This window comes from Novosphingobium mangrovi, from assembly GCF_022818885.1.
GTDB classification, from domain to species: Bacteria; Pseudomonadota; Alphaproteobacteria; order Sphingomonadales; family Sphingomonadaceae; genus Novosphingobium; species Novosphingobium mangrovi.
In genome coordinates this window covers 84,796-107,245 of sequence record NZ_JALHAT010000010.1, presented here as the reverse complement: position 1 = coordinate 107,245, position 22,450 = coordinate 84,796, and the positions used below count along the sequence as shown (strand labels likewise).

Genomic DNA, 22,450 nt, shown 5'->3' with positions numbered 1-22,450 from the left:
CGGCGCGGGTGAAGTTGCGCGGCTGCGAACATTTTCAGGTGTGCACATGCACATCTTCAGGATCATCATTTCCCCGGCTTGGGCAAGCACGAAATAAAGCTCCAAAATTCGTACCGATAGGCGCTTGACAGGATCGGGCCGTGTCGGTTTACTCAATCTAGGACAGGCGTTCAAGTTTGTGCAAGAGCGAACGCGTCCGGACGAATTTTTCAATACGAGTTCTTTGCAGGTGCAAGTTGCGCCTGCGAACCCGAGGGCGACTTCGGGGCAGGAGGTGTGCGTCTGCAGGGGCCGGCAAAAGGTCGCGGGCGCACTATTCGTGAAAATGGGGGGACCCGCGCCAAGCGGGCAGTCTTCTTGGGGGAGGAGACGCACGAATTTCAGGGAAATAGGGGGACTCCAACAGTATGAGTATTCGTACCCGTGTGCGCCGGTGGAACGCCGTGTGCCTTCTTTCCACGACCGCGATCGTCGCGCCTCTGGCCGGAGCCGGAACGGCCTACGCCGAGGACGACGTGCCGGCGGCGGCTGCCGAAGCACCCGCACCGGCACCCGAGGCCGCGCCCCAGGCGCAGTCCTCGCTCGGCGATATCGTCGTGACCGCGACGCGCACTTCGGAGAGCGTCCAGAAGGTGCCGATCTCGATCCAGGCGCTGGGTGAAGCAAAGCTGGAGGCGCGCCAGATCAACGGCCTCTCGGATTTTGCCAACCTGCTCCCCTCGGTCACCATCGCCGGGCTCGGGCCGGGCCGTCAGACCCCGTATTTCCGCGGCATCGTGCCCGCAGGCGGCGCATATGCCTCGGTCGGCTACTATCTCGATGATATTCCCATCGCGGGCACCGACCTTCCCGACATTCACGTCTACGATATCGAGCGCATCGAGGCGCTCTCGGGGCCGCAGGGCACGCTCTATGGCGCGGGCTCGCTGGCAGGCACGATCCGTTTCATTTCGAAGAAGCCCGAAATCGGCGAGTTCGAGTGGGGCTACAACGCCGAGCTCAACAAGTACGGCTCGGGCGACTTCGGCCAGCAGATCGAGGGCTACGTCAACATTCCGGTGAGCGACACGCTCGCCGTGCGCGCGATGGGTTACTATCGTCACGATGGCGGCTTCATCGACAATGTCGCCAACAATGGCCTCAACAACGTGGGCGATTCGCTTGCGCTGGAGCTGGGCGATCTCAACCCCGCGACGACCTATACGCTCGACAACGGCGACATTGCCGAGAACGACTATAACCCGATCTACGAAGTGGGCGGGCGCCTGCAGCTTCTGTGGGAACCGGCCCCGGGCTGGGAAATCCGCCCCGAAGTCACCGCGCAGCGCCAGATCGCCTATGGCTACTTCGGCTACGATCCGCGCGTGGGCGACCTGGAAGTCCACGACTACGACCTCACCCGCCAGAACGACAAGTGGTACCAGGCGCAGCTCGCGATCCATGGCCACATCGGGGACTGGGACGTGGTCTCGGCGACCGGCTACTTCAACCGCAAGGTGAACCTGCGCAACGACTACACCTACTACACCGTCACCTACGACAGCTTCGGCCCGGGTTACGAAAGCTACCTGCAGTTCTGGGATCCGGCGAGCTGTTCGGGCGCGGGGGCGGACATGGCCTGTACCGGGCTTATCAACCCGCAGCAGTACTACAAGGGCCTGACGCGCGACAAGCAGTTCACCCAGGAACTGCGCGTGACCACCCCGTCGAGCTGGCCCTTCGATGTCACCTTCGGCGGCTTCTACCAGTCGCGCAAGGAGCAGACGAACGACCAGTACGCCACCCACGGCCTTGCCGACATGATGGGCTACACCCAGGCTGGTGGCGGCGATGTCGCAGGTGGCCTGCTGGGCGTTCCGGGCATGTACGGCATCGCCTGGGACGATGATGGCACGCCGTTTTTCGACACCAGCGACGTCATCAATCCCAACGGCAATCCGATGGGCACGATGATCCTGGGCTCGCGCGCGGTGAAGTACGATGCCTTCTACCTTTCGGAACGCAACAACGACTGGAAGGACAAGGCGCTCTTCGCCGAAGGGCACTACGACATCACGCCGACCCTGAAGGTCACGGGCGGGATCCGCTTCTTCTGGACCAGCTTCAAGTCGGAAGGCTTCAGCGGCGTGGCGGCCTCGGCGGCAGGCGCGGGCTGTTCGGTGCCGTTCCCGATGGAGCGCCTCTCGTGCATCAACGCCAACGGTTCGTACAAGGAATCGGGTGAGACCCACAAGATCGCGCTCGACTGGCAGATCGATACCGACAAGATGGTCTACGCGACCTACTCCACCGGCTTCCGTCCCGGCGGTTACAACCGAGCCCTGCGTGTGAACGGGGTGGGTTTGGTGACGGTGCAGCCCTACGATTCCGAAACGCTCTCCAACTACGAGATCGGCTTCAAGACGACCTGGGGCAACATCTTCCGCTTCAACATGGCCGCCTATTACGAGACCTGGGACAACATCCAGTACAGCGTCGTGGTCTCGGGCACGCAGGGGGCCGGCATGACCGGCAACGCCGGCAAGGCCGAGGTGAAGGGCATCGAATACGACGCAGACCTGAAGCTGGGCGATGTGACCATCTCGTCCTCGGGCGCGTTCAACGATGCCAAGTTGAAGGGCAACTTCTGCAACTTCGCGCTTGATCCGGTGGCGATGTCGATCTCGCAGCTTTCAAGCTGTACCGCCGGGGCCTATGTGCCCGATTCCTATCCGCCCACGCCGCAGGTCGCGGCCGCGGACGGCACCCGCCTGCCGCGCCAGCCCCGCTTCAAGGGCACGACCTCGGTGCGCTACGACACGTTCCTGGGCGGGATGGACGCCTACCTGATGGGCTCGGCCAATTACCAGACCGGCGCCACGCAGGACCTCAACGTCGCGAACAACGCGCTGCTCGGCAACACGCCCGGCTTCGTCTCGTTCGACTTCTCGGCAGGCCTCAAGCGCGATGGCTGGACGCTCGACCTGTTCATCCAGAACGCCTTCGACAAGCGCGGGCAGCTGACCAAGAACACCTTCTGCTCGATCACTTTCTGCTCGGGCTCGTCACGCACGTTCGCGATCAAGCCGCAGTTCTTCGGCCTGCGCTGGGGGCAGAAGTTCTGAACCATCCGTCTCTGACGACCTGAACGGCTCCCTCTTGCGGTCTGGTACTGCGGGAGGGGGCCATTTTTTCAGAGGCTTGAAAGAAAATTGATCGGGGCTGGCGGAGGGGCTAGAGGACCGCCTGCCCCGCACGAGCGTTGGGGCGTTGTCTCACGCGAAACGATTGCGTATTCCTGTCCTTCGGGGTCGACGGCAGGTGTGCGCCGCACGTGGGCCGGACGGGCGGACAACCCGCAGGACTATCAGGGGAAAGACCATGAAGCTTGAGATCAACGGCGAGATGCGCGAGCTCGACGCCGAGCCCGAAATGCCGCTGCTGTGGGCACTTCGCGACGTGCTGGGCATGACCGGCACCAAGTACGGCTGCGGTATCGCGCAGTGCGGCGCCTGTTCGGTGCTGGTCGATGGTGTGGTCACCCGTTCGTGCGTGACGCCCGTTGGCAGCCTTGAAGGCAGCAAGGTCTCCACCATCGAGGCGATGGAACAGGACGCGGTGGGCCAGAAGGTCGTTGAAGCCTGGGTCAAGCACCAGGTCCCCCAGTGCGGCTACTGCCAGTCGGGCCAGGTCATGGCGGCGGTCTCGCTGCTCAAGGAGAACGCCGCGCCAAGCGAAGAGGACGTGCGCGCCTCGATGCAGAACCTGTGCCGCTGCGGCACCTACAATGCCATTCACGCCGCGCTGAGCGACCTTGCCGGACAGGAGAACGCATGATGGCCCGCATCTTTCTCGATGGTCCCGCAAACGGCAGCGGGGATGAGCGTTTCGCGGCGCCCGCGCAGCCTGTAAACCTTTCACGCCGCCGTTTCCTTATGGGTAGCGCGGGCGTCGCCACGGGCGCGCTCGTCCTGGGTTTCGGTATCCCCGTCGGTCCGGCCCGCGCCCAGGGCCCCGCAGCGCCTGCGCCCAAGGCGCTCGACGTGCCCGCATTCCTGGAAATCCGCCCGGACAACACCGTGCGCTTCCTCAGCCCCTTCATGGAAGGCGGGCAGGGGGCCTTCACCGCGATGGCGCAGATCGTGGGCGAGGAACTCGACATGGACCCGGCCGTCTTCGAGGTGGAAGCTGCCCCTGCGGGCAAGGTCTTCCAGGTCATGTTCGGCGGCACCATGCGCATCACCGGCGGCTCGATGTCGGTGCGCACCAGCTACGACACGATGCGCCGCCTGGGCGCCTCGGCCCGCGCGATGCTGGTCAGTGCGGCCGCACAGCGCCTTGGCGTCGGCGTTGACACGCTGACCACCGAGCCGGGCAAGGTGATCCACGCCGCCTCGGGCCGTTCGCTCAGCTACGGCGAACTGGCCGAAGGTGCGCTCGACATGGGCGTTCCCGAAGCGGGCCGGATCTCGCTGAAGGATCCCAAGGACTTTCGCTGGATCGGCAAGCCGGTCGCGCGCATCGACATGCACGCCAAGTCGACGGGCCAGGCGATGTACGCCATCGACAGCCAGGTCGAGAACATGCTCCAGGCCGCCGTGCAGCACGCGCCGCGTCTGGGCCTCCAGCCCGGCGCCATCCGCAACGAGGCAGCAGTAAAGGCGATGCCCGGCGTCCACTCGGTGCACACGCTCGATGGCGCGGTGGCCGTGGTGGCCCCGTACTGGTGGCACGCACGCCAGGCCGCCGATGCGCTCGATGTCGACTGGCAGGATCCGGGTGAGAGCGAGGAGGTGCGCTACATGCCCGCCGACTTCGCGACCGATGCCTTCACGCAGCATCTCTCCAGCCAGACCGGGCGCGGCGAGGAAGCCGAGACAGCGGGCGACAGCGCGGCGGCCTTTGCCTCGGCGGCCAAGGTCGTGGAAGGCGAATTTACCAGCCAGTACCTCCACCACGCCCAGCTGGAGCCGCCCTCGACGCTGGCGCGCTTCAACGAGGATGGCAGCCTGGACCTGTGGATGCCCAACCAGGGGCCCGAGATCTTCCAGGCGGCAATTGCCGCCAAGACCGGCCTCGCGCCCGAGAAGATCAACATTCACAGTCCCTTGCTCGGCGGTTTCTTCGGCCGTCACTTCCAGTACACTTGGGGCAATCCCTATCCCCACGCCATCGCGCTCGCCAAGGCGACGGGGCGTCCGGTCAAGGTGATCTGGAGCCGCGAGGAGGAGTTCCTGCGCGACCCGATGCGCCCGATGGCGGTCGTCAAGTTCAAGGGCGCGCTCGATGCCGATGGCTGGCCGGTCGGTCTGGACGTTGTCAGCGTGTGCGAGGGCCCGGGTGAGGGCATTGCCAACAAGCGCGGCGAGAAGCTCGACGAATCTGCGCTCGAGGGCATCACCGCCAAGTCCTATGCGATCCCCAACCGCCGCATCGCGCAGCTTTTCGTCAAGAACCCGACCACGCTGGCCTACTGGCGCTCGGTCGGCAACTCGATGAACGACTTCTTCTACGAGAGCTTCTTTGACGAAATGGCGGACGCTGGCGGCAAGGATCCCTACGCGCTGCGCCTGAAGCTGCTGGAAGGCAACGAACGCCTGACGACGCTCCTCAACGCGGCGGTCGAGCTTTCGGGTGGCTGGAAGCGCGGGCCTTTCACGGCAGCCGATGGTACGCGCCGCGCGCGCGGTATCGCCATGGCCTCGCCCTTCGGATCGGAAGCCGCCGCGGTTGCCGAAGTTTCCATCCAGGACGGGCAGGTCGTGGTTCACGACGTGTGGGAAGCCATCGATCCGGGCAGCATCGTCAACCCGGCGATTGTCGAGGCGCAGGTCAATTCGGCCGTGGCGCTGGGCCTCTCGCAGGTGCTCGTCGAAGGAGCCGAATACGAGGCCGGGATGCCGGTCGCGCGCAACTTCGATGTCTACCAGATCCTGCGCCCCGAACAGATGGCCAAGGTCCACGTGAAGATCGTGGAAAGCGGCGCGGAGATGGGTGGTATCGGCGAGCCGCCGCTGCCCGCGATCCCGCCCGCCGTCGCCAACGCGGTTTCGGTCCTGACGGGTAAGCGCGTGCGCGTGATGCCGCTCTCGAAGGAAAGCTTCGAGGCCTAAGGCAGGAAGACAGGAATGGGTCCGAGGGCCATAGCCCTCGGGCTCCCCATACCATCGACTTCACTTTGTGCCGGTTGCCTTGGCTGAGCGGGGTGAGGTTGGCAGTTCCGGGGCGTTCCCAACTTTTTGAACATCGCGCGACAAGTCTTGGCTCCGGCGCGCGGCTAGTCTGCCCGAAACACAGACCGCAGTTTCAAGGAGCAAGGATCAGCGCATGGCCACCAATCCGTCCGCGTCGATGGAGGCAATTCCTCCGGTTACCACCGCGGCTGCCTGGCGCGGCGATGAACTGGTGAAGTCGGGGGAGTGGATCTACCTTCTCTCCGATGCGCAGGTCCTCGAGCTGGAGCAGCTGGGCAAGCGATTCCTGGATGAGAACCCGGACCTTCGCACCGTGCAGGCCTCGGACTATCCGCTCGTCGCCTGTGCGGATGCGGTGAAGGAATGGGGCGCCGACGTCGACTACGGGCGCGGTTTCGTGCTCGTGCGCGGACTTCGCACCTATCTCTATTCCGACGCGTTCTCCGCGGCGATCTACTACATCCTCGGCCTGCACATGGGCGATCCGATCCGCCAGAACGAGATGGGCGATCTCATCGACCACGTCTACGCGACCTCGGACAAGACGATGGACGATCCGACGGCCCTTTCGGCCAAGGTGCGTGACAAGCTGGTCTACCACTCGGATAGCTCGGACATCGTTTCGCTGATGTGCCTGCGCCCGGCCAAGGAAGGGGGCGCCTCGTGCCTCGTCTCGGGCGCGCAGATCTACAACGAGATCCTGAAGCGCCGTCCCGATCTGGCCCCGCTGCTGCTCGAGCCGTTCCACTGGGACTGGCGCAAGCAGGACCACAGCGCACCCGCCGATACCTACACCTCGCCCATCGTCAGCCTGGTCGATGGCGTGTTCTCGATGTACGCGGGCTCGCTCTACATCCTGACCGCGCAGGAGTACGAGGGCGTGCCCAAGCTGACGCCGGAGCAGATCGAGGTGCTCGAACTCTTCGACACGATCACCTACGAAGAGGGCATGGCCATCGAGATGGATTTCCGTCCCGGCGACATCCAGTGGCTCTCGAACTACGCCGCACTTCACGCGCGCACGACGTTCTGGGACTATCCCGAACCGCAGCGCCGCCGCCACCTGCTGCGCCTGTGGCTGAGCCGCGATGCCGGGCGTCCGGTCGTCGATGGGTTCGGCAAGAACGGTGTCGTTCAGGTCCGCTCGGCTCCCCGCGACGGCGCGCCCGAGCATCCCGAAGCCCATTTCGACATCTACGGCATGTCCGTCCCGCGCGTCATCGAGTGAACGCCGGATAGAGAGGTCCCAACCGGAAGGGCGCCGTTCCTCAAGGAGCGGCGCCCTTCGTCATTTCCAGGACCTGTGCGCAGCTCTTCACGTCGGCGAAGTTGAGCCGCAGGTTGAGGAGCGTGGCGTCCTGCTCGGCATCTGTCACGGCCGAGCAGGCATCGGCGACGACGAGCACCTTGTAACCGCGCATGTTGGCTTCGCGCGCGCTCGATTCCACGCAGACATTGGTGAGCGTGCCGACCAGCACCACCATCTCGATCCCCCGCCGCGCCAGAGCCCGGGCAAGCTGGCCATCCGGGCACGAGAAGGCCCCGTAGCGATACTTGTCGAGACGGACGTCGCCCTCGTGAAAGTCCATCGCGGGATGCAGCGCGTGGGAGGAACTTCCGGGGCGCAAGGCCTCGACCGCACGGGCGACCTCGGGATCGGTGAGATCGTACTGCCAACTGGGCATGGCCAGTGGCGCGCGGTCGCTGACGGTCTGGCGCGTCCAGATCACCGGCGCACCAAGGGTTCTAAAGGCGGAGCACAGCGCGTTGATCGCGGGGATCGTGGCGCGCGAACTGGCTTTCCCGAAAACCTCGCCTTCGCCCACGAACGCGCTCTGCATGTCGATCACGACAAGCGCGGTCGCACCCGGTTCGAGCGCGTCGAAGCGGTTGAGGCCCTGGCCGCGCGCGACGGCCCAGTCGGGCAGGGAGAACGGGTGCATCAGGCCTCGGCGAAGGCGATGGAGCGGGCGAGCGTTTCCCAGGTCTGCATGTCCTGCGCGACGCGGGCGTGCTGGTCGCTGGCGTAATGCAGCGCATCCTCGCCCAGCAGCAGATGCAACGGCGGCTCGGGGGCATCGAGCGCTTCCAGGATCGCTTGCGCGGCGCGCGCGGGATCGCCAGCCTCCGAGCCCGCATTCTCGGTCAGGGAGCGGCGGGCGAAGTGGGCGACCTCGTCGTATTCGGCAATGTCGCGCGCGGCGATGGTGAGGTTGCCGCCTGCAAACTCGGTGCGCATGCCGCCCGGCGCGACGTTGGTGACGCCGATGTTCATGGGCGCGACTTCCTGGGCAAGCGTCTGGCCGATGCATTCCAGGGCGTACTTGCTGGCCCCGTAGATGCCGGTTCCGGCCCAGGGCGCGTGGCCACTGACCGAAGTCACGTTGACGATATGGCCGCGCTTTTGCGCGCGCATCGCAGGCAGCACGGCGCGGATCATGCGCAGGGCGCCGAAGACGTTGATTTCGAAGAGCGCGCGGGCCTCTTCGATGGAGACTTCCTCGATCGCCCCGACAAGGCCATAGCCGGCGTTGTTGACGAGCCGGTCGATGCCGCCGGTCAGGATCTGCGCGCGTGCGACCGCCGCTTCGACCGAGGCTTCGTCGGCGAGATTGACCTGAACGATGTGCATGCGCTCGGGCGCGAGGGCGGTCAGCTCTGCATCCTCGCGCTTGCGGGTGAGGCCCACGACCGTGTCCCCGCGCGCGAGGGCGGCTTTCGCCAGTTCGCGGCCAAGTCCGCCGCCAATGCCCGTGATAAGCCAGTTCGTCATGTCTGAGGTCTCCTTGTTGGCGCCGAGACTAGGTAGTGGCCCTGTGCATCCTCTTTGCGCTGGCGCCCGCAAATCTTGTGCGAGGGCGCACCGCCCGTGCCCACGCTTGACCAGCGCGCGCAACCCATGCTGCACCACTGGGGCTGCAATGCCATTCGAGGCATTTTCGGCAAGGTTTTTTGGGTAACGGGACGGGGCGCGCACTTGGCTGTTCACATCGTCGGTTCGATCAACATTGATATCATCACCTCGCTCCAGCGCCTGCCGCTGCCGGGCGAGACGGTTCTGGCCGAAGCCACCGCCCGCCTGCCGGGGGGGAAGGGGGCCAACCAGGGCGTGGCCGCGGCCCGCATGGGGGCGCAGGTCCACTTCGTGGGCGCGGTCGGCGAGGACGACTCGGGCAAATGGATGGTCCAGCGTCTGGCCATGGAAGGCATCGACGTTGCGGGTATTCGCACGCTTCCCGGCGAGGCGACCGGCACCGCCTATATCGCGGTCGATGCGCTGGGCGAGAACCAGATCATCGTCGTCTCGGGTGCCAATGCGCGGCTGGAAGGCTGCGCACCGGTGGAGAGCGGGGTGCTGCTCTCGCAGCTCGAGGTGCCGATCCCGGCGCTGTCCTCGCTTCTGGCCGAGAGCGGGGCGTTGCGGATCCTCAACACTGCACCCGCCCTGGTCGAGGCCAAGGCGTTGTTTGCGCACGTCGACATTCTTGTCCTCAATCGACCAGAGCTCGACGTCTACGCGCCCGCCGCACAGGTCAGCGCGCCGTTGCCGGGCGAGGACGCCGAGATGGCGGCGCTGGCGGCACGCACGCGCACGCTGTTCTGTCGAGAGGACCAGGCCGCGATCGTGACGCTGGGCGCGGCTGGCGCGCTGATCGTGCGCCAGGGGAGTCTGGTCCACGTGCCCTCGATCCCGGTCCAGCCGGTCGATACGGTGGGCGCGGGCGACTGTTTCTGCGGGGCATTGGCCGCGCTGCTTGACGAGGGGCGCACGCTCGAACAGGCGGTTCCCTTCGCCTGCGCGGCGGCGGCGCTCTCCACGCTTTCGCATGGGGCCGCACCTTCGATGCCCTCGCGCGCGGTGGTTTCCGATCTGCTTTCCGAACCGGCAACAGAACATGCGCTGCCAATCAAGAACCGGTCGGCCGCCATCCTACCTTGATGGGGCGAGACACGAGAGAGACGATGGGACAAAGTGATGGCTGAACTGCAACCGACCCAATTCGGCGTGCCTTCCGACACGGGCGGCAAGGATCTCGGGATTTTCCTGCCGATCGCCAACGGCGGCTGGATCATCTCGAAGAACAAGCCCGAGATCGACGGCTCCTACGATTACTGCCGCCAATGCGGCGTACTGGCCGAGGAGGCCGGGTTCGACTTCATCATGGCGATGGCCAAGTACCGCGGCTACGGCGGCGAAACGCACCACTGGGACAGCTCGCTCGATTCGGTCATGACCATCGCCGGTCTGGCCGAGGCGACCAGCCGGGTGAAGACCTGGGGCACGGTCCATACGCTTCTCCAGAACCCGGGCGTGGTTGCCAAGATGATCGCCACGCTCGACCAGATCTCGGGCGGACGTGCCGGGCTCAACGTCGTGACCGGCTCCTACAAGGGCGAGTTCTCGCAGATGGGCGCCTGGCCCGAAGGCGTGGACCACGACGCGCGGTACGATCTCGCCAAGGAGTGGGTCACCGCGATCAAGCGTCTGTGGGCCGAGGATTCGGTCACGATGGACGGCAACTACGTCCAGCTTGAGGACTGCCAGTCCTGGCCCAAGCCCCAGAAGCGCCCCTTCCTCGTGTGCGCGGGCTCGTCCAAGAAGGGCATGCGTTTCACCTCGGAGGAAATGGACGCGATCTTCCTGTCGGGCGGCGATGCCGAGCAATTGGCGCAGGCCAGCAAGGACGCCAAGGAGGACGCCGCCAGCATCGGGCGCTTCGTGCGCACCTATTCGATGATGACCATCGTGCTGGGCGAAACCGACGAGGAGGCACAGGCCAAGGCAAAGCACTACGCCGACGGGTTCGACGAAGGCGCGCTGGAAGGCATGATGCGCGCCTACGGGTTCCTCGATAATGAGATCGGCAAGGAAAACGACTTCACCCGCAAGGCGCGCTCCAGCTTCATGTCGGCGCACATCGCGGGTTCTTCGGAAACGGTCGCGGCGCAGCTGACCGAGCTGTTCGAGGTGGCCGGGACCGATGGCCTGATGCTGATCTTTGACGACTACGTCACCGGGATCCCCAAGTTCGGCAAGGAAGTCCTGCCTCTCCTGCGAGAGCGCTTCCCAGGCAAGATCGCGGTCGGCCAGAATGCCTGAAGTGGCCGATCTGCCCCACGTTGCGGGCGCTGATCTTGCAGGCATGATCGATCCGGCAAAGACGGCGCTCGTCGTTGTCGACATCCAGGTCGATTTTGCCTCGCCCGAAGGCGTAGCAGGCACGTTCTGCAACGACTTCGCGCCGATCGAGACGACCATCGATCGGATCGAGGATCTGATCGCGGACCTACGCCATGCAGGCGGCACGGTTGCCTTCATGCGCGTGGTGACGCGGCCTGAAACCGACAGCGGTGCGCTCAAGACCCTGATGGTCCGGCGCGGCATGCCGGGCGGTGAGGCGATCTGCCGGGGCGAGGGCGGCGGTGCGGACTATTACCGCGTGGCTCCGCAAGAGGGCGACATCGAGATCGAGAAGCTGCTCTTCGACAGCTTCCACGGAACCGATCTCGATGCACAGCTGCGCGCCCGCGGCATCGACACGCTGCTGATGAGCGGCATGACCACCGAGTGCTGCGTCGACAGCAGCGCGCGCACGGCCTTTCACAAGGGCTACAACGTGTTCCTCGTGAGCGATGCCTGCGTGGCTTACGAAGAGCATTTGCACGCCAGCACGCTCGACGTCCTGGCGCAGAATATCGGTCTTCTGACAACGAGCGCGGCCGTGCACGAGGCGCTGGCCTGATGCGCGGCGGGCCGGGCCTTGCACAGATGCACGCCCGGTCGGCCTCCCGAGACATTTTCAGGAAAGGTGCTTGCCGATGACCCCGCGAGATCCCTCCGCCGTAGCGGGACGCACACCTGTCCTGTTCGCCTGCACGCTGGGCAATGCGGTCAGCGTGACGCCTGCGGTTCACGCCGTCTTCGGCCTGTTTCTGGTGCCCTTGTCCGAGACCTTTGGATGGTCGCGCGCGAGCATTTCGGGCGTGCTTGGCATTCTCGCGGTCGTGGGCGCGGTCAGTTACCCGATCATCGGGCGCCATGTCGACGCGCACGGCGCGCGCCGTACCCTGCTGACGGGTGTGGTCGGACTGGCTCTCTCCATCGCCGCGCTGGCGCTGACGAGCGGCAGCCTGATCCAGTTCTACGCGACCTTTGCCGTACTCTCGATCTTCAGCGCGATGGCGGGAACGCCGATCTACCAGAAGGTCGTGGCGGACTGGTTCGAGAGCAACCGGGGCACCGCGCTGGGCATTAGTGCGGGCGGGGGCTGCGGGATCGGATCGGTCATCATGCCGGTGCTGGCCGCTGTTCTCGTCGGCGCCTGGGGCTGGCGCGCGGGGTATCTGGGCATCGCCGCCTTCGTGCTGCTGCTGGCCTTCCCGCTCCTCGTGCTGTTCCTGCGGGACCGGGCTGCAAGCGCGAGCGCGGCGCAGGAAGAGGCCCCGCGCGACGGTCTGACGCTGGCCGAGGCTGCCAGGCTTCCCGCATTCTGGCTGGTTCTCCTGGCCGTTGCGGCCGGGGCTGGCGGGACCACCGCAATCTTTAGCCACGTTGTGCCGATTCTGGGGGACCGGGGTGTTTCTGTCGCGACGGGCACTGCGGTGGTCAGCGTCTTTGCGCTCGCGACATCGGGCTGGCAGGTCGTGACCGGGCGGATCATGGACAAGATCCAGACGCCGCGCGTGGCTGTGCCGATGTACGGCCTTGCCATCGGCGGCCTCGCGCTCCTGGAATTCGGCGTGGGAACACCGGTGCTGCTCTTCGCCGGACTGCTGCTGGGCGTGGGCATGGGCGCACAGTACGGCGCTCTGCCCTATTACATTGCGCGCTATTTCGGGGTGCGCCACTTCGGCTCGATCATCGGGGCCATGTACTCGGCCGTGATCGCGGCACAAGGCATCACCCCGATCCTGCTCGACCTTGTCTTCGACAACGTCCATTCCTACCGCCCGGCGCTTCTGGGCGTGGGCGCGGCGCTTGCGGGCGGCGCGGTGCTGCTCCTGCTGCTGCCGCGCTATGGCGAGGTAGAGGGCACTTCCCCGGACGCCATGCCCGTGCCATCCCACTGACGCCTGCCTTTCCGGTAACATTCGACAAACGAGGACCCTTTCGTGGCCGATATTCCTGCCTGTGCCCCCGCTTTCGCCGATCCTGCCGCCGCGCCTTACGCGGTGAGCGAGGAGGAGCGCGAGGCGATTGCCGCCGCGATCGACACCGACGAACTGGTCGCGCTGGCGCTGGAACTGGGCAACATCCCCAGCCGCTCACGCGAGGAACTGGCCGCGGCCGAGTTCGTCCACGACTGGATGGGCCGTGAGGGCTTCAAGCCGCGCAAGGTCGGCGCCGTGCCCGAACGACCCAACGTGATCGGCGAATACGGCGGCACCGCGCCGGGCGCGAACCTGCTCTTCACCGCGCACCTCGACACCGAGAGCCCGAGCGGCATCGCCGAGCAGGACCGCTTCCGCTACCGCGAGAGCACGATGGCCGACCCTGAGTGGACGAAGTGCTGGCTCGACGAGGAGGGGCGCCTGCGCGGCTTTCCCATCTCCAACGACCGGGGCCCGATGTCCTGCTTCCTGATCGCGGCGAAGGCGCTCAAGAAAGCGGGCATTGGCCTCGCTGGAAAGACCTGGCTGACCGCGTGCCCGGGCGAGATCGGACCAGAACCGATCGAGGAATTTTCCGGCATCGACTACATGGGCAAGGACATCGGCGCCCATTACCTGTTCCACCACGGCGGCGTTGCGCCCGATTACGCCATTGCGGCGGAAGGCACCGACTTCGGCCTCACCTGGCAGGGCTCGGGCTATGCGGTCTTTCGCGTGCGCATCTACGGGCAGGGCATGTTCACCCCGATCCTGGAGGCGCCGCGCCTGGCCACGGCCCACCCCAACCCGATCTATCGGCTTGGCCCGGTGATCGAGGCGCTTCACGCCTGGGGCCTGACATGGGAGGCGAACTCGGTCCTGCGCACGGCGAGCGGCGAGGTCGCGCCCAAGGTGCAGATCGCCTCGGTGCGCGGCGGCATGCCCACCGACTTCGGTGCGGGCACCGAGATCTGCGCGCTCTACATCGAGGTCGGCCTCAACCCGCGTCAGAAGGCGGCCGAGGCCATGCACGGGATCACGGCGGCCATGCGCAGCGTCGATGTCGAGAGTTTCGATGTCGAGCCGGTCGTCGTGCGCCACGGTTTCGAGGCCGCCGAGCGCGAAGTCGCTGCTCTCACTGGTGCCGTCGATGCCGCGACCCGGCTGGCGCGCGGCGCGCCGCTGGAGGTGGCCCATCCGGTCTATTCGAGCATGTGGCGCGACCATAACGTCTTCAACATGCACCGTATTCCGGCGGTGACGACCGGTATGCCGCGCTGGCGCCCGACCCCTGCGGACATGGCCTCGAGCGCGCTCGTCTACGCGCTCACCATGCTCGCTGTCTGCGGGCGGGGCGAGGCGCCGGGCGACGATGGTCCCACCAGCGTCTATGGCAGCGCCGAGACCCCGTTCGAGAGCTGAACCCAGCGCTTTTGTCTGGGTACTTGCCGTAATGGGAAGGGCGCGCTAGCGCATGCGAGCGCGGTGGCGGATGAGGGCGGAGCCAAGGCTTCGGCCGCCCCCGTTGAGAGAGCAGGATAACGGGTGGAAATTCCTTGCGTATAACGACAAATGTCTATCCCAAGGAACAGCGCCGCGATGCCTGGCGCTTTGCCTTGAAACGGCTTTCGCTGACGCTCGACGAGGCTGACGAGGCGACGCTCTATGGGGAACTGATCCAGTTCAAGTCGAGCACGGGCATCAGTTTCATTCGTGTCACCGGGACCCAGCAGACCTGGACCATCGACTTTCGCGATCAGCCCCAGACCTACTGGGTGGCGCTGCTGCTCGATGGCAGCGCGACGATGCGCGATGCCAAGCAGGAATTGCGCCTCTCCGATGGCGAACTGATCTGCGGGCAGGGCGATGTGCCCGTCCAGCTCTCCTTTGCAGGCGACAACCGCACGCTCATCGTGCAGGTGCCCCACAGCGAACTGACCGCGCGCCTCAAGACCCCGGTCGGTGCCGCGCCGCGCCAGATCGCGACCGACACGGGCACTGCGCGCGTCTTTGCCGGTATGCTGCGCTCGCTGGCCGATACCATCAACGAGATCACCACCGATCAGGCCCGGCCGGTGGAACTTGCGTTCCCCGAGTTCCTCGTTACCAGCCTGCTCGACAATGCGCCGCCCAAGGCGCTGGGCGGCGCTGCGGGCATGCGCGCGGCGCTCCTGGAGCGGATCTTCCAGACCATCGAGATCCGCCTGTCCGACCCGGACCTCAACTACCAGCAGGTCGCGGCCGAGCATGGCATCTCGCCGCGCTACCTTCAGAAGCTGTTCGAATCGATCAACGACAGTTTTGGCCATTACGTGAAGGTGCGAAGGCTGGAGCGCTGCCGCCTCGACTTGCGCAGCCCGCTGCACGTTCAGAAATCTATCTCGGACATCCTGTTCGAATGGGGCTTCAACGATTCCGCCTCGTTCAGCCGGGCCTTTCGCGAGCAGTACGGCATCTCGCCGCGCGAGTACCGCAAGGGCCAGCCCCAGGAAAACGAGGCGGTCGAACTCTTGCGCCGCGGCAAACCTGCACGCGGCGAGACGCCCGCCGCCAAGGCCGAGAACGAACCTGTCGAGAGCGAAGATGCCACCGATGCGGAAGCGCCGGACACGGCGGAGGCCGTGCAAGGCGGCCCGAAGGTTGGCGCGCCCTACAGTCCGCATCTCGAGGGGGAGCAGGTGCGCCATCACCACCTGCCTGCCTCGCCCGAGACGGTGCACTGGGGCTTTCTCAGCAGGGATTTGAAACCGGCGCTCTCCATCCGCTCGGGCGATTTCGTGACCATCGAGACGCTGACCCACCACGCCAACGACGATGCCGAGCGCATGGTTGAAGGCGATGGCGGTGCGGAAAGCGTGTTCCACTGGGACGCGCAGGGCAAGTCGGTCAACCGGCGCGGGGCCGGTCCGATGGACGCCTCGGCGCTCGGGCGTGGTCCTGGCGAGGGTTTCGGCGTCCATATCTGCACGGGTCCCATCGCCATCGAAGGCGCGATGCCGGGAGATCTCATCGAGGTGCGCATCCTCGATCTGAAGCCCCGGCCCAGCGGGAATCCGCGCTTTGCGGGCAAGTCCTTCGGCTCGAATGCGGCGACCTACTGGGGCTTTCACTATCATGACCTCCTGACCGAGCCCAAGCAGCGCGAGGTCATCACCATCTACGAGGTGGAGGCAGGCGGCATGCGTCCGCCCACGGCCCACGCGGTCTATTCCTACCGCTGGACCGAGCAGACCGACCCGGCCGGTGTCGTGCACCCGCGCTACGATTATCCGGGCGTGCCGGTCGATCCGGCGACGATCGAAAAGAACTTCGATGTGCTGCGCAATGTCGAGATCCCGATCCGGCCACACTTCGGCGTGATCGCAGTGGCGCCCAACCACAACGGCCTTGTCGATTCCGTGCCGCCGTCCAGCTTCGGCGGCAATCTCGACAACTGGCGAACGGGGCCGGGCGCGCGCGTGTTCCTGCCGGTCCAGGTCGAGGGCGGGCTTCTTTCGCTGGGCGATCCGCACGCCTCGCAAGGCGACAGCGAGCTATGTGGCACGGCCATTGAATGCTCGATGACCGCGCTGATCCAGGTCGTGCACCACAAGGCGCAAGGCGTCATGGAGCAGCTGCGCGATGTCGATTACCCGCTGATCGAGACCGAGACCGAGTGGGTTATCATGGGCTTTTCGCACCCGGATTACCTCAAGGAACTGGGCGCGGACGCGCAGAGCGAGGTCTACAAGAAGTCCTCGCTCGACGAGGCGATGCGCGATGCCTTTCGCAAGGCGCGCCGCTTCCTGATGACGGCCAAGCAGCTTTCCGAGGACGAAGCAATCTCGCTGCTCTCGGTCGGCGTCGATTTCGGGGTGAGCCAGGTCGTGAACGGCAACTATGGCGTTCACGCGGTGATCCGAAAGGCGCTCTTCACGAGTTGAGCAGGAAGATATTTTTCAAGGGGTTATTACCCCTTGACCCCAAGAATGGGCGACGTTGCCTTTTGCAGCCAGGGGAGCGCGAGCAACGTGAGGTCGACAATTTTGGGAGCCCGAGGGCGATGGCCCTCGGACATGTTCTTCCTGCTCTGGGGCAATTCGCCCGCTGGCAGCTCTCAAAACCCTGTGCTAGCGGCCGCCCATGCCTTCCAAACTTGCTGCCGGGGCGTTCGTTCTCCTCGCCCTTCTCTTCACGTTCGTCATTCTCTTTGCGATCCTCGTCATCGTAGGCTTCGCCGGGTTCGATGCGCTGTTTCGACGTCCGCTCGAATTTCTGATCGTGCTGCTTCTGGCAGGCTCGCCTGTCCCGGTGTGGAGCTGGAGCGCGCGCCGTGCGCGGCGCGCCTGGGCAAAGGGCTAAGGCAAGCTCAGGCCTGCGACTTACGGCCGACGAAACTGTCGCCCGCATCGCGCGGCAGGCGTAGCGCTTCGATCAGCGTGGCAAGACACAGCAGGCTGAGTGGCAGGAAGGCGAGGCGGTAGGGCATGTCGGGCGCGCCGGTGCCGAGCGCATCCCCTAGCTTCACCGCGAGGGCGGAGAGCGCGATGCCGCTGGCCATCATCAGCTGGATCGAGGTGTTGAACAGGCTCGTCGCATCGCTCATCTGCGGCTTGGGAATGTCCGAGAAGGCCATCGTTCCCAGCGTCGTGAAGTGCATCGAGCGGGTCATGCCTGAGAAGAACAGAAAGGCGCAGATCAGCGTGACGGGGGTTCCCGGTGCGAGCAGCGCGCCGCCGGCGATCCCGGCAAAGCTGGCGAGCGAGGAGCCGATGAGCACGCGGCGATAGCCGAAGGTGCGCAGGACCGGCGTCGTTACCGACTTCATGGCGAGGTTGCCCGCAAAGAGCGCGATCAGGATCAGGCCCGCCTCGGACGGGCTGTAGCCCAGGCCAACCTGCAGCAGCAACGGCACGAGGAAGGGCGCGGCGGCGACCCCGATGCGCGAGAGCGAGCCGCCCCGGATGGTGGCGCGGAAGGTCGGGATCGCGAAATTGTCGAGCCGGACCATGGGTGTGGGCACGCGGGCCATGTGCCGGAGCGCGAGGACCAGGAAGGCCAGCCCGAGCGCGACGAGCGCCAGCGCCGCCAGGCTTCCGGTCGCCCCCATGAGTTCGAGTCCGGCCAGGAGGCCGAAGGTGCCGAGTGCGGTGATCGCAAATCCGGCCCAGTCGAAGCGGCGGCTTTCTGCCGGGCGGGCGCTCTCGGGCACGAGTGCCCAGGCACCCACAAGGCCGATGAGGCCGAGCGGCACGTTGAGATAGAAGATCCAGCTCCAGCCCAGGTGCTCGGTGATGAAACCACCCACAGGCGGTCCGACCACCGGCGCGATGAGTGCGGGCCAGATCAGGTTGGACATCGCCACCATCAGCTTGTCGCGCGGCGTGCAGGTCAGGACGATGACCTGGCCGACCGGCACCATCATCGCGCCCGCTGCCCCCTGGAACACGCGCAGGGCGACGAACTCGGTCAGGGAGGATGCCTGTCCGCACAGCGCCGAGGCGAGGGTGAAGAGACCGATGGCGATGGCGAAGATACGCCGCGCCCCGAAGCGTTCAGCCACCCAGCCACTTGCCGGAATGAGGATGCCAAGGGTCAGGATATAGGCGGTTACGCCGATGTTGAGCCCCACCGCGCTCGTCCCGAAATTGCGCGCCATGCGCGGCAGTGCGGTGATGATGATGGAGGCGTCGAGGATCTCCATGAACAGGGCGCCGGTGACCAGCGCCATGATGAGACGCAGCCGCAGCGGTGAGAGGGAAGGTGTCTCGGGTGAGGCGGGGGCGGTCGTGCTCATCGTGAACCTGTCGTGGCGTGGCTGTGCATCAGGGGCCTTTAGTGGTTTTCCAGCCTGGCGTCGTTGCGCTCGCGCAAAGCATTCGCGTTGGACGCGGTCACGCTAGCGCTCGGCCACAGCCAGTGCGGCGCGGTTGATCGCTTCGCGCAAGCGCCAGGTGCGCGCTTCGAAGGGGCCCGGCGTCAGTTCGTTGGTCATCAGTATCGCGACGATATCGTGGAGAGGATCGACGAAGAAGTAGGTGTTGGCCGATCCCGACCAACTGCCTGCACCGATCGGAAGCCCCCCGCGCGCCTCGGTTCCGGCATCGCCGATGGCAAGGCCGAGGCCGAAGGGGCTGTCCAGATGTTCGCCGCCTCCGGTGCGCAGTCGGGGCGAAAAGATGAGGTTCACGCTGGCCTCGGAAAGTACGCGTTTCCCCTGCCAAACGCCCTTGTGCGCCAGCATTTCGGCGAAGTGGCGGTAGTCCTCGAGTGTTCCGGCGAGGGCGCCGCCGCCATCGCGCAAGCGCTTGGGATCGCGGTATTCCGAGGTCGCAGGGGCGTCGACGGCGACGAGACCGCCAGGGCTCGCTCGGTATCCGGTGACAAGGCGCCGGGCCTGCGCGTCGCTGACGACGAACGTCGTGTCGGTCATCTGGAGCGGGGCAAAGATATGCGCCTTCAGATAGGCATCGAGGCTCTGGCCCGAGACCTTCTCGATGACTGCGCCCAGAACCGTGGTGGAAAAGCCGTAGCTGAATGGCTCTCCGGGCTGATGCAGCAGAGGTGCCGTTCCCAGGCGCGCGACCAGTTCCCCAAGATCATGCGCTGGCTCGGCCTGTGCCTTGCCACTGGTCGCCTGCGTTGTCCGGCCTACGCCATGTTCCCGGTAGAAGCGGTGAACGGGCGATGCGCCCATGAATTCGTAGGTGATGCCCGAGGTGTGGGTCAGGAGGTCGAGAATCGTGACGGGACGCGTCGTGTCCAGTGTGCGTGGAGGATAGGCCGCGCTGCCATCCCAGACCTTGAGGTCGGCAAGTTCGGGAAGGAAATCGCCCACCGGCGTGTCGAGGGCAAACCGGCCCTGCTCGACCAGCTGGAGGGTGGCGAGGGTCGTGATCGGCTTCGACATCGAGTAGAGCCGGAACAGCGCATCGCGCCGGATCGGGGTTTTCGTCGCGATATCGCTGTAGCCGGCGGCGATTTCGATCAGCGGGGTATCGTCCTGGCTGATGAGGACCAGCGCCTGGGGCAGGCTGCCGTCTGCGACCAGAGCCTTGAGTTCGGCTTCGAGGGCCTCCCGCACGGCGCTGGGATCGGCCTTCGCCTCGAGTGCGGCGGGCAGCATGGCCAGGGCACAGGCTGCCAGCGCCAGCAGGGCATGTCTCAGAATGGGCGATCACCCGCGATGGTCACGCGGTAGCCCGAGCGCGTTTCGGGGAAGTAGTCCCACACCGCGAAGTGCTGGGTGCAGCGGTTGTCCCAGAAGGCGATGGAGTGCGGGCGCCAGCGGAAGCGGACCTGGAAATTGGGGTCCTTCACGTGCTCGTAGAGGCACTTGAGGACCGCATCGCTTTCGGTCTTGGACAACTCGTTGATCTTCGTGGTGTAGGAGGAGTTCACGAAGAGCAGCTTGCGGCCCGTTTCCGGATGAGTGCGGATGACCGGGTGCGTGTTGCACTCGTACTGCTTGTCGATGTCCGGGAAGATCGCCTTGTAGACTGGGTTCGCATCGTGAACCGCGGTCAGCGGTTCGAGGAAGCGCTTCATCGGCTCGGACAGAGCCTCGTAGGCCGCGGTCATGCTGGAAAACAGCGTGTCGCCGCCGTCCTCGGGCATGGTGTGCATGTAGAGGATCGAGCCCATCGGCGGTTCGGGATCGCACGAGAGATCGGAATGCCAGTTGTCGCCCGCGATGTACTTGCTGTCGGCATCGGCGTGGATCTGCACGATGTGCGGGTGGTCGGGCAGGCCCTTTACCGCCGAGTGCGTGTGGAACTTCCCGAAGGCCTGGCCGAAGGCGAGGTGCGCCTCGTGGTCGATCTCCTGCTCGCGGAAGAACACGACCTGGTGCTTCAGAAGGGCTTCGCGGATCTCGGCGTAGGTCTGGTTGCCGAGCGGCTTCGTCAGGTCGACCCCGAAGATCTCCGCGCCGATCCGCTTGGTTACCGGCCGCACGTCGATCGTTTCATAGCTCATGGTCATTCTCCGTCGGGGCCTGGCCCGTCTCTCTAGCGCGGTCGGTGAAGAGGCGCGAGGCCGGACCGGAAAGAGGAGGTTTTCCGGTCCGGCCTCGCCTTGCGGTCGCCCGCAAGCGGTATGTCATTCAGGATCGGTGAAGGTGCCCTTTTCGGGGAAGATCCGCCGTTCGATGCGGCAGTGGATGCCCTGCGTGCCGTCCACCACCTGCGTCACGCCGAAGTCGGAGGCGACGCTCATCAGCGAGTAGCTGTCGTGGCGCGAGAGGCCCTGATGCTCGGTCAGAAGGTGCATCATGTCGAGCGAGGCGCCCTTCATGGCCGCGTCGAGATCCTCGCCAAAGCCGTGGACGATCCAGTAGTCGGGCGTTTCCAGAAGGGGCGAGGGGAACGAGAAGTCCTTGCGCAGGATGATCTGGAAGAGGACGTCGAGCGAGCTTTCGATCGCCGTGCCGCTGATCTCGCCGTCGCCCTGACTGACATGGGGATCGCCGATCGAGAAGAGGCCGCCCTTGACCTGCACCGGGTAGTACATCTTGGCACCTGCGCCAATGCGCCAGTTGTCGATGTTGCCGCCGTGAAGGCCGGGCGGGATCGTGCTGACCGGTTCGTTGACGGCGGGCGCGACGCCCGCGGTGCCCAGATGCGGACGGGCCGGAATGGTGATGCCGGGAAGGGCTTCGGAGCGGTCGCAGGTCGGGCAATGCGTGATGCGTCCGGGCGTCGTGTAGACGCCCTCGACATCGTAGGCGTAGAGCGCCGAGGCCGTCATCGCGTTGGGATCGAGCTTGTAGATCGTCACGCGCTCGGTCTCGTCGAACTCCTTGTAGAGGTGGCCCCAGTTGGCCTGAAGGTTCGAGCCGTAGTTGTGGCGCGGCTTCATCTCGAAGTAGCGCACTTCCAGCATGTCGCCCGGTTCTGCGTCCTCGATGTAGATCGGGCCGGTCATGATGTGGCAGCCGGGCGCGCGGGTGGAGGGATCGATCTCGGTGAAGATGCGCTTGATGTTCTCGTCGAACATCAGGTCGGGATCATCGCCAGCGTGGTGGGTGATGGCCTCGCCGTGGATGAGGTCCCCGCTCTTCACGCGCAGCACCGGCTTGATCTCGGGCGAGAAATAGCCCCAGTGCACGGTCTCGGGCGTGGCCTTGAGGTGGTGCAGGGCGCCGGGCATCGCGGTCGCGCGCGCGGCTTGGGACTTGGGGTTGATGAGGGCCATCGAAACTCCTG

At 65.6% G+C, this 22,450-nt stretch carries 17 protein-coding genes; 11 read left to right on the top strand and 6 right to left on the bottom strand.

Annotation, left to right across the window (positions count from 1 at the left end):
• Window positions 1-407: 407 nt before the first annotated feature.
• The 4 genes from MTR65_RS08250 (at window position 408) to MTR65_RS08235 (ending at window position 7,401) form a co-directional block, all read left to right on the top strand.
• Window positions 408-3,104 carry a TonB-dependent receptor gene (locus MTR65_RS08250; RefSeq protein WP_243799023.1) on the top strand — a complete coding sequence of 899 codons (2,697 nt, stop codon included), beginning with the start codon at window positions 408-410 and terminating at the stop codon, window positions 3,102-3,104.
• Between the two features lie 256 nt (window positions 3,105-3,360).
• Window positions 3,361-3,816 (top strand): (2Fe-2S)-binding protein, encoded by a 456-nt coding sequence (locus tag MTR65_RS08245; protein ID WP_226637211.1) that lies wholly within the window; start codon window positions 3,361-3,363, stop codon window positions 3,814-3,816.
• A complete protein-coding gene (locus MTR65_RS08240) occupies window positions 3,813-6,092 on the top strand; it encodes a xanthine dehydrogenase family protein molybdopterin-binding subunit (RefSeq protein WP_243799021.1) in 2,280 nt (759 codons plus the stop codon). Before MTR65_RS08245 ends, MTR65_RS08240 begins: the two co-directional genes overlap by 4 nt.
• Before the next feature lie 214 nt (window positions 6,093-6,306).
• Window positions 6,307-7,401 carry a TauD/TfdA family dioxygenase gene (locus MTR65_RS08235; protein ID WP_226637209.1) on the top strand — a complete coding sequence of 365 codons (1,095 nt, stop codon included), beginning with the start codon at window positions 6,307-6,309 and terminating at the stop codon, window positions 7,399-7,401.
• Window positions 7,402-7,441: 40 nt separating this feature from the next.
• Here MTR65_RS08235 and MTR65_RS08230 read toward each other — a convergent pair whose 3' ends face one another.
• Both MTR65_RS08230 and MTR65_RS08225 read right to left on the bottom strand, forming a co-directional pair.
• Window positions 7,442-8,116 carry a cysteine hydrolase family protein gene (locus tag MTR65_RS08230; protein WP_243799019.1) on the bottom strand — a complete coding sequence of 225 codons (675 nt, stop codon included), beginning with the start codon at window positions 8,114-8,116 and terminating at the stop codon, window positions 7,442-7,444.
• The gene (locus tag MTR65_RS08225) at window positions 8,116-8,946 is read right to left on the bottom strand and encodes an oxidoreductase (protein WP_243799017.1); all 831 of its coding nucleotides are present in this window, start codon (window positions 8,944-8,946) and stop codon (window positions 8,116-8,118) included. The genes MTR65_RS08230 and MTR65_RS08225 overlap by 1 nt, the downstream gene beginning before the upstream one ends.
• A 204-nt stretch (window positions 8,947-9,150) precedes the next feature.
• On the opposite strand from MTR65_RS08225, the gene MTR65_RS08220 reads away from it, so the two are divergent.
• The 7 genes from MTR65_RS08220 to MTR65_RS08190 all read left to right on the top strand — a co-directional run bounded on the left by MTR65_RS08220 (window position 9,151) and on the right by MTR65_RS08190 (window position 17,606).
• Window positions 9,151-10,113 carry a ribokinase gene (locus MTR65_RS08220; protein WP_243799015.1) on the top strand — a complete coding sequence of 321 codons (963 nt, stop codon included), beginning with the start codon at window positions 9,151-9,153 and terminating at the stop codon, window positions 10,111-10,113.
• A 36-nt stretch (window positions 10,114-10,149) separates the two neighbouring features.
• Window positions 10,150-11,274 (top strand): LLM class flavin-dependent oxidoreductase, encoded by a 1,125-nt coding sequence (locus tag MTR65_RS08215; protein WP_243799012.1) that lies wholly within the window; start codon window positions 10,150-10,152, stop codon window positions 11,272-11,274.
• The gene (locus MTR65_RS08210; RefSeq protein ID WP_243799010.1) at window positions 11,267-11,917 is read left to right on the top strand and encodes a cysteine hydrolase family protein; all 651 of its coding nucleotides are present in this window, start codon (window positions 11,267-11,269) and stop codon (window positions 11,915-11,917) included. The genes MTR65_RS08215 and MTR65_RS08210 overlap by 8 nt, the downstream gene beginning before the upstream one ends.
• A 76-nt stretch (window positions 11,918-11,993) precedes the next feature.
• Window positions 11,994-13,244: an MFS transporter gene (locus tag MTR65_RS08205; RefSeq protein WP_243799008.1), complete on the top strand. Its 1,251-nt coding sequence runs from the start codon at window positions 11,994-11,996 to the stop codon at window positions 13,242-13,244.
• Between the two features lie 42 nt (window positions 13,245-13,286).
• On the top strand, window positions 13,287-14,687 hold the full coding sequence (locus MTR65_RS08200) for a zinc-binding metallopeptidase family protein (protein ID WP_243799005.1): 1,401 nt from the start codon (window positions 13,287-13,289) through the stop codon (window positions 14,685-14,687).
• Between the two features lie 134 nt (window positions 14,688-14,821).
• Complete coding sequence (locus MTR65_RS08195) at window positions 14,822-17,188, top strand: acetamidase/formamidase family protein (RefSeq protein WP_243799003.1); 2,367 nt, start codon at window positions 14,822-14,824, stop codon at window positions 17,186-17,188.
• A 199-nt stretch (window positions 17,189-17,387) separates the two neighbouring features.
• Complete coding sequence (locus tag MTR65_RS08190) at window positions 17,388-17,606, top strand: hypothetical protein (RefSeq protein ID WP_243799001.1); 219 nt, start codon at window positions 17,388-17,390, stop codon at window positions 17,604-17,606.
• Between the two features lie 7 nt (window positions 17,607-17,613).
• On the opposite strand, the gene MTR65_RS08185 is transcribed toward MTR65_RS08190, so the two are convergent.
• The 4 genes from MTR65_RS08185 to MTR65_RS08170 all read right to left on the bottom strand — a co-directional run bounded on the left by MTR65_RS08185 (window position 17,614) and on the right by MTR65_RS08170 (window position 22,439).
• Complete coding sequence (locus MTR65_RS08185; protein WP_243798999.1) at window positions 17,614-19,041, bottom strand: MFS transporter; 1,428 nt, start codon at window positions 19,039-19,041, stop codon at window positions 17,614-17,616.
• 102 nt (window positions 19,042-19,143) lie between these two features.
• Window positions 19,144-20,370, bottom strand: a complete 1,227-nt coding sequence (locus tag MTR65_RS08180) for a serine hydrolase domain-containing protein (RefSeq protein WP_243798997.1) — start codon at window positions 20,368-20,370, stop codon at window positions 19,144-19,146.
• Between the two features lie 38 nt (window positions 20,371-20,408).
• Window positions 20,409-21,221 carry a TauD/TfdA dioxygenase family protein gene (locus tag MTR65_RS08175; RefSeq protein ID WP_243798995.1) on the bottom strand — a complete coding sequence of 271 codons (813 nt, stop codon included), beginning with the start codon at window positions 21,219-21,221 and terminating at the stop codon, window positions 20,409-20,411.
• A gap of 123 nt (window positions 21,222-21,344) precedes the next feature.
• Window positions 21,345-22,439: an acetamidase/formamidase family protein gene (locus MTR65_RS08170; RefSeq protein ID WP_243798993.1), complete on the bottom strand. Its 1,095-nt coding sequence runs from the start codon at window positions 22,437-22,439 to the stop codon at window positions 21,345-21,347.
• Window positions 22,440-22,450: the final 11 nt, after the last annotated feature.

Coding starts and splice junctions, on each gene's coding strand:
- MTR65_RS08245 (WP_226637211.1), top strand. CDS start 3,361: ATGAAGCTTGAGATCAACGGCGAGATGCGCGAGCTCGACGCCGAGCCC.
- MTR65_RS08185 (WP_243798999.1), bottom strand. CDS start 19,041: ATGAGCACGACCGCCCCCGCCTCACCCGAGACACCTTCCCTCTCACCG.
- MTR65_RS08215 (WP_243799012.1), top strand. CDS start 10,150: ATGGCTGAACTGCAACCGACCCAATTCGGCGTGCCTTCCGACACGGGC.
- MTR65_RS08205 (WP_243799008.1), top strand. CDS start 11,994: ATGACCCCGCGAGATCCCTCCGCCGTAGCGGGACGCACACCTGTCCTG.
- MTR65_RS08250 (WP_243799023.1), top strand. CDS start 408: ATGAGTATTCGTACCCGTGTGCGCCGGTGGAACGCCGTGTGCCTTCTT.
- MTR65_RS08230 (WP_243799019.1), bottom strand. CDS start 8,116: ATGCACCCGTTCTCCCTGCCCGACTGGGCCGTCGCGCGCGGCCAGGGC.
- MTR65_RS08225 (WP_243799017.1), bottom strand. CDS start 8,946: ATGACGAACTGGCTTATCACGGGCATTGGCGGCGGACTTGGCCGCGAA.
- MTR65_RS08190 (WP_243799001.1), top strand. CDS start 17,388: ATGCCTTCCAAACTTGCTGCCGGGGCGTTCGTTCTCCTCGCCCTTCTC.
- MTR65_RS08170 (WP_243798993.1), bottom strand. CDS start 22,439: ATGGCCCTCATCAACCCCAAGTCCCAAGCCGCGCGCGCGACCGCGATG.
- MTR65_RS08240 (WP_243799021.1), top strand. CDS start 3,813: ATGATGGCCCGCATCTTTCTCGATGGTCCCGCAAACGGCAGCGGGGAT.
- MTR65_RS08175 (WP_243798995.1), bottom strand. CDS start 21,221: ATGAGCTATGAAACGATCGACGTGCGGCCGGTAACCAAGCGGATCGGC.
- MTR65_RS08210 (WP_243799010.1), top strand. CDS start 11,267: ATGCCTGAAGTGGCCGATCTGCCCCACGTTGCGGGCGCTGATCTTGCA.
- MTR65_RS08235 (WP_226637209.1), top strand. CDS start 6,307: ATGGCCACCAATCCGTCCGCGTCGATGGAGGCAATTCCTCCGGTTACC.
- MTR65_RS08180 (WP_243798997.1), bottom strand. CDS start 20,370: ATGCTGCCCGCCGCACTCGAGGCGAAGGCCGATCCCAGCGCCGTGCGG.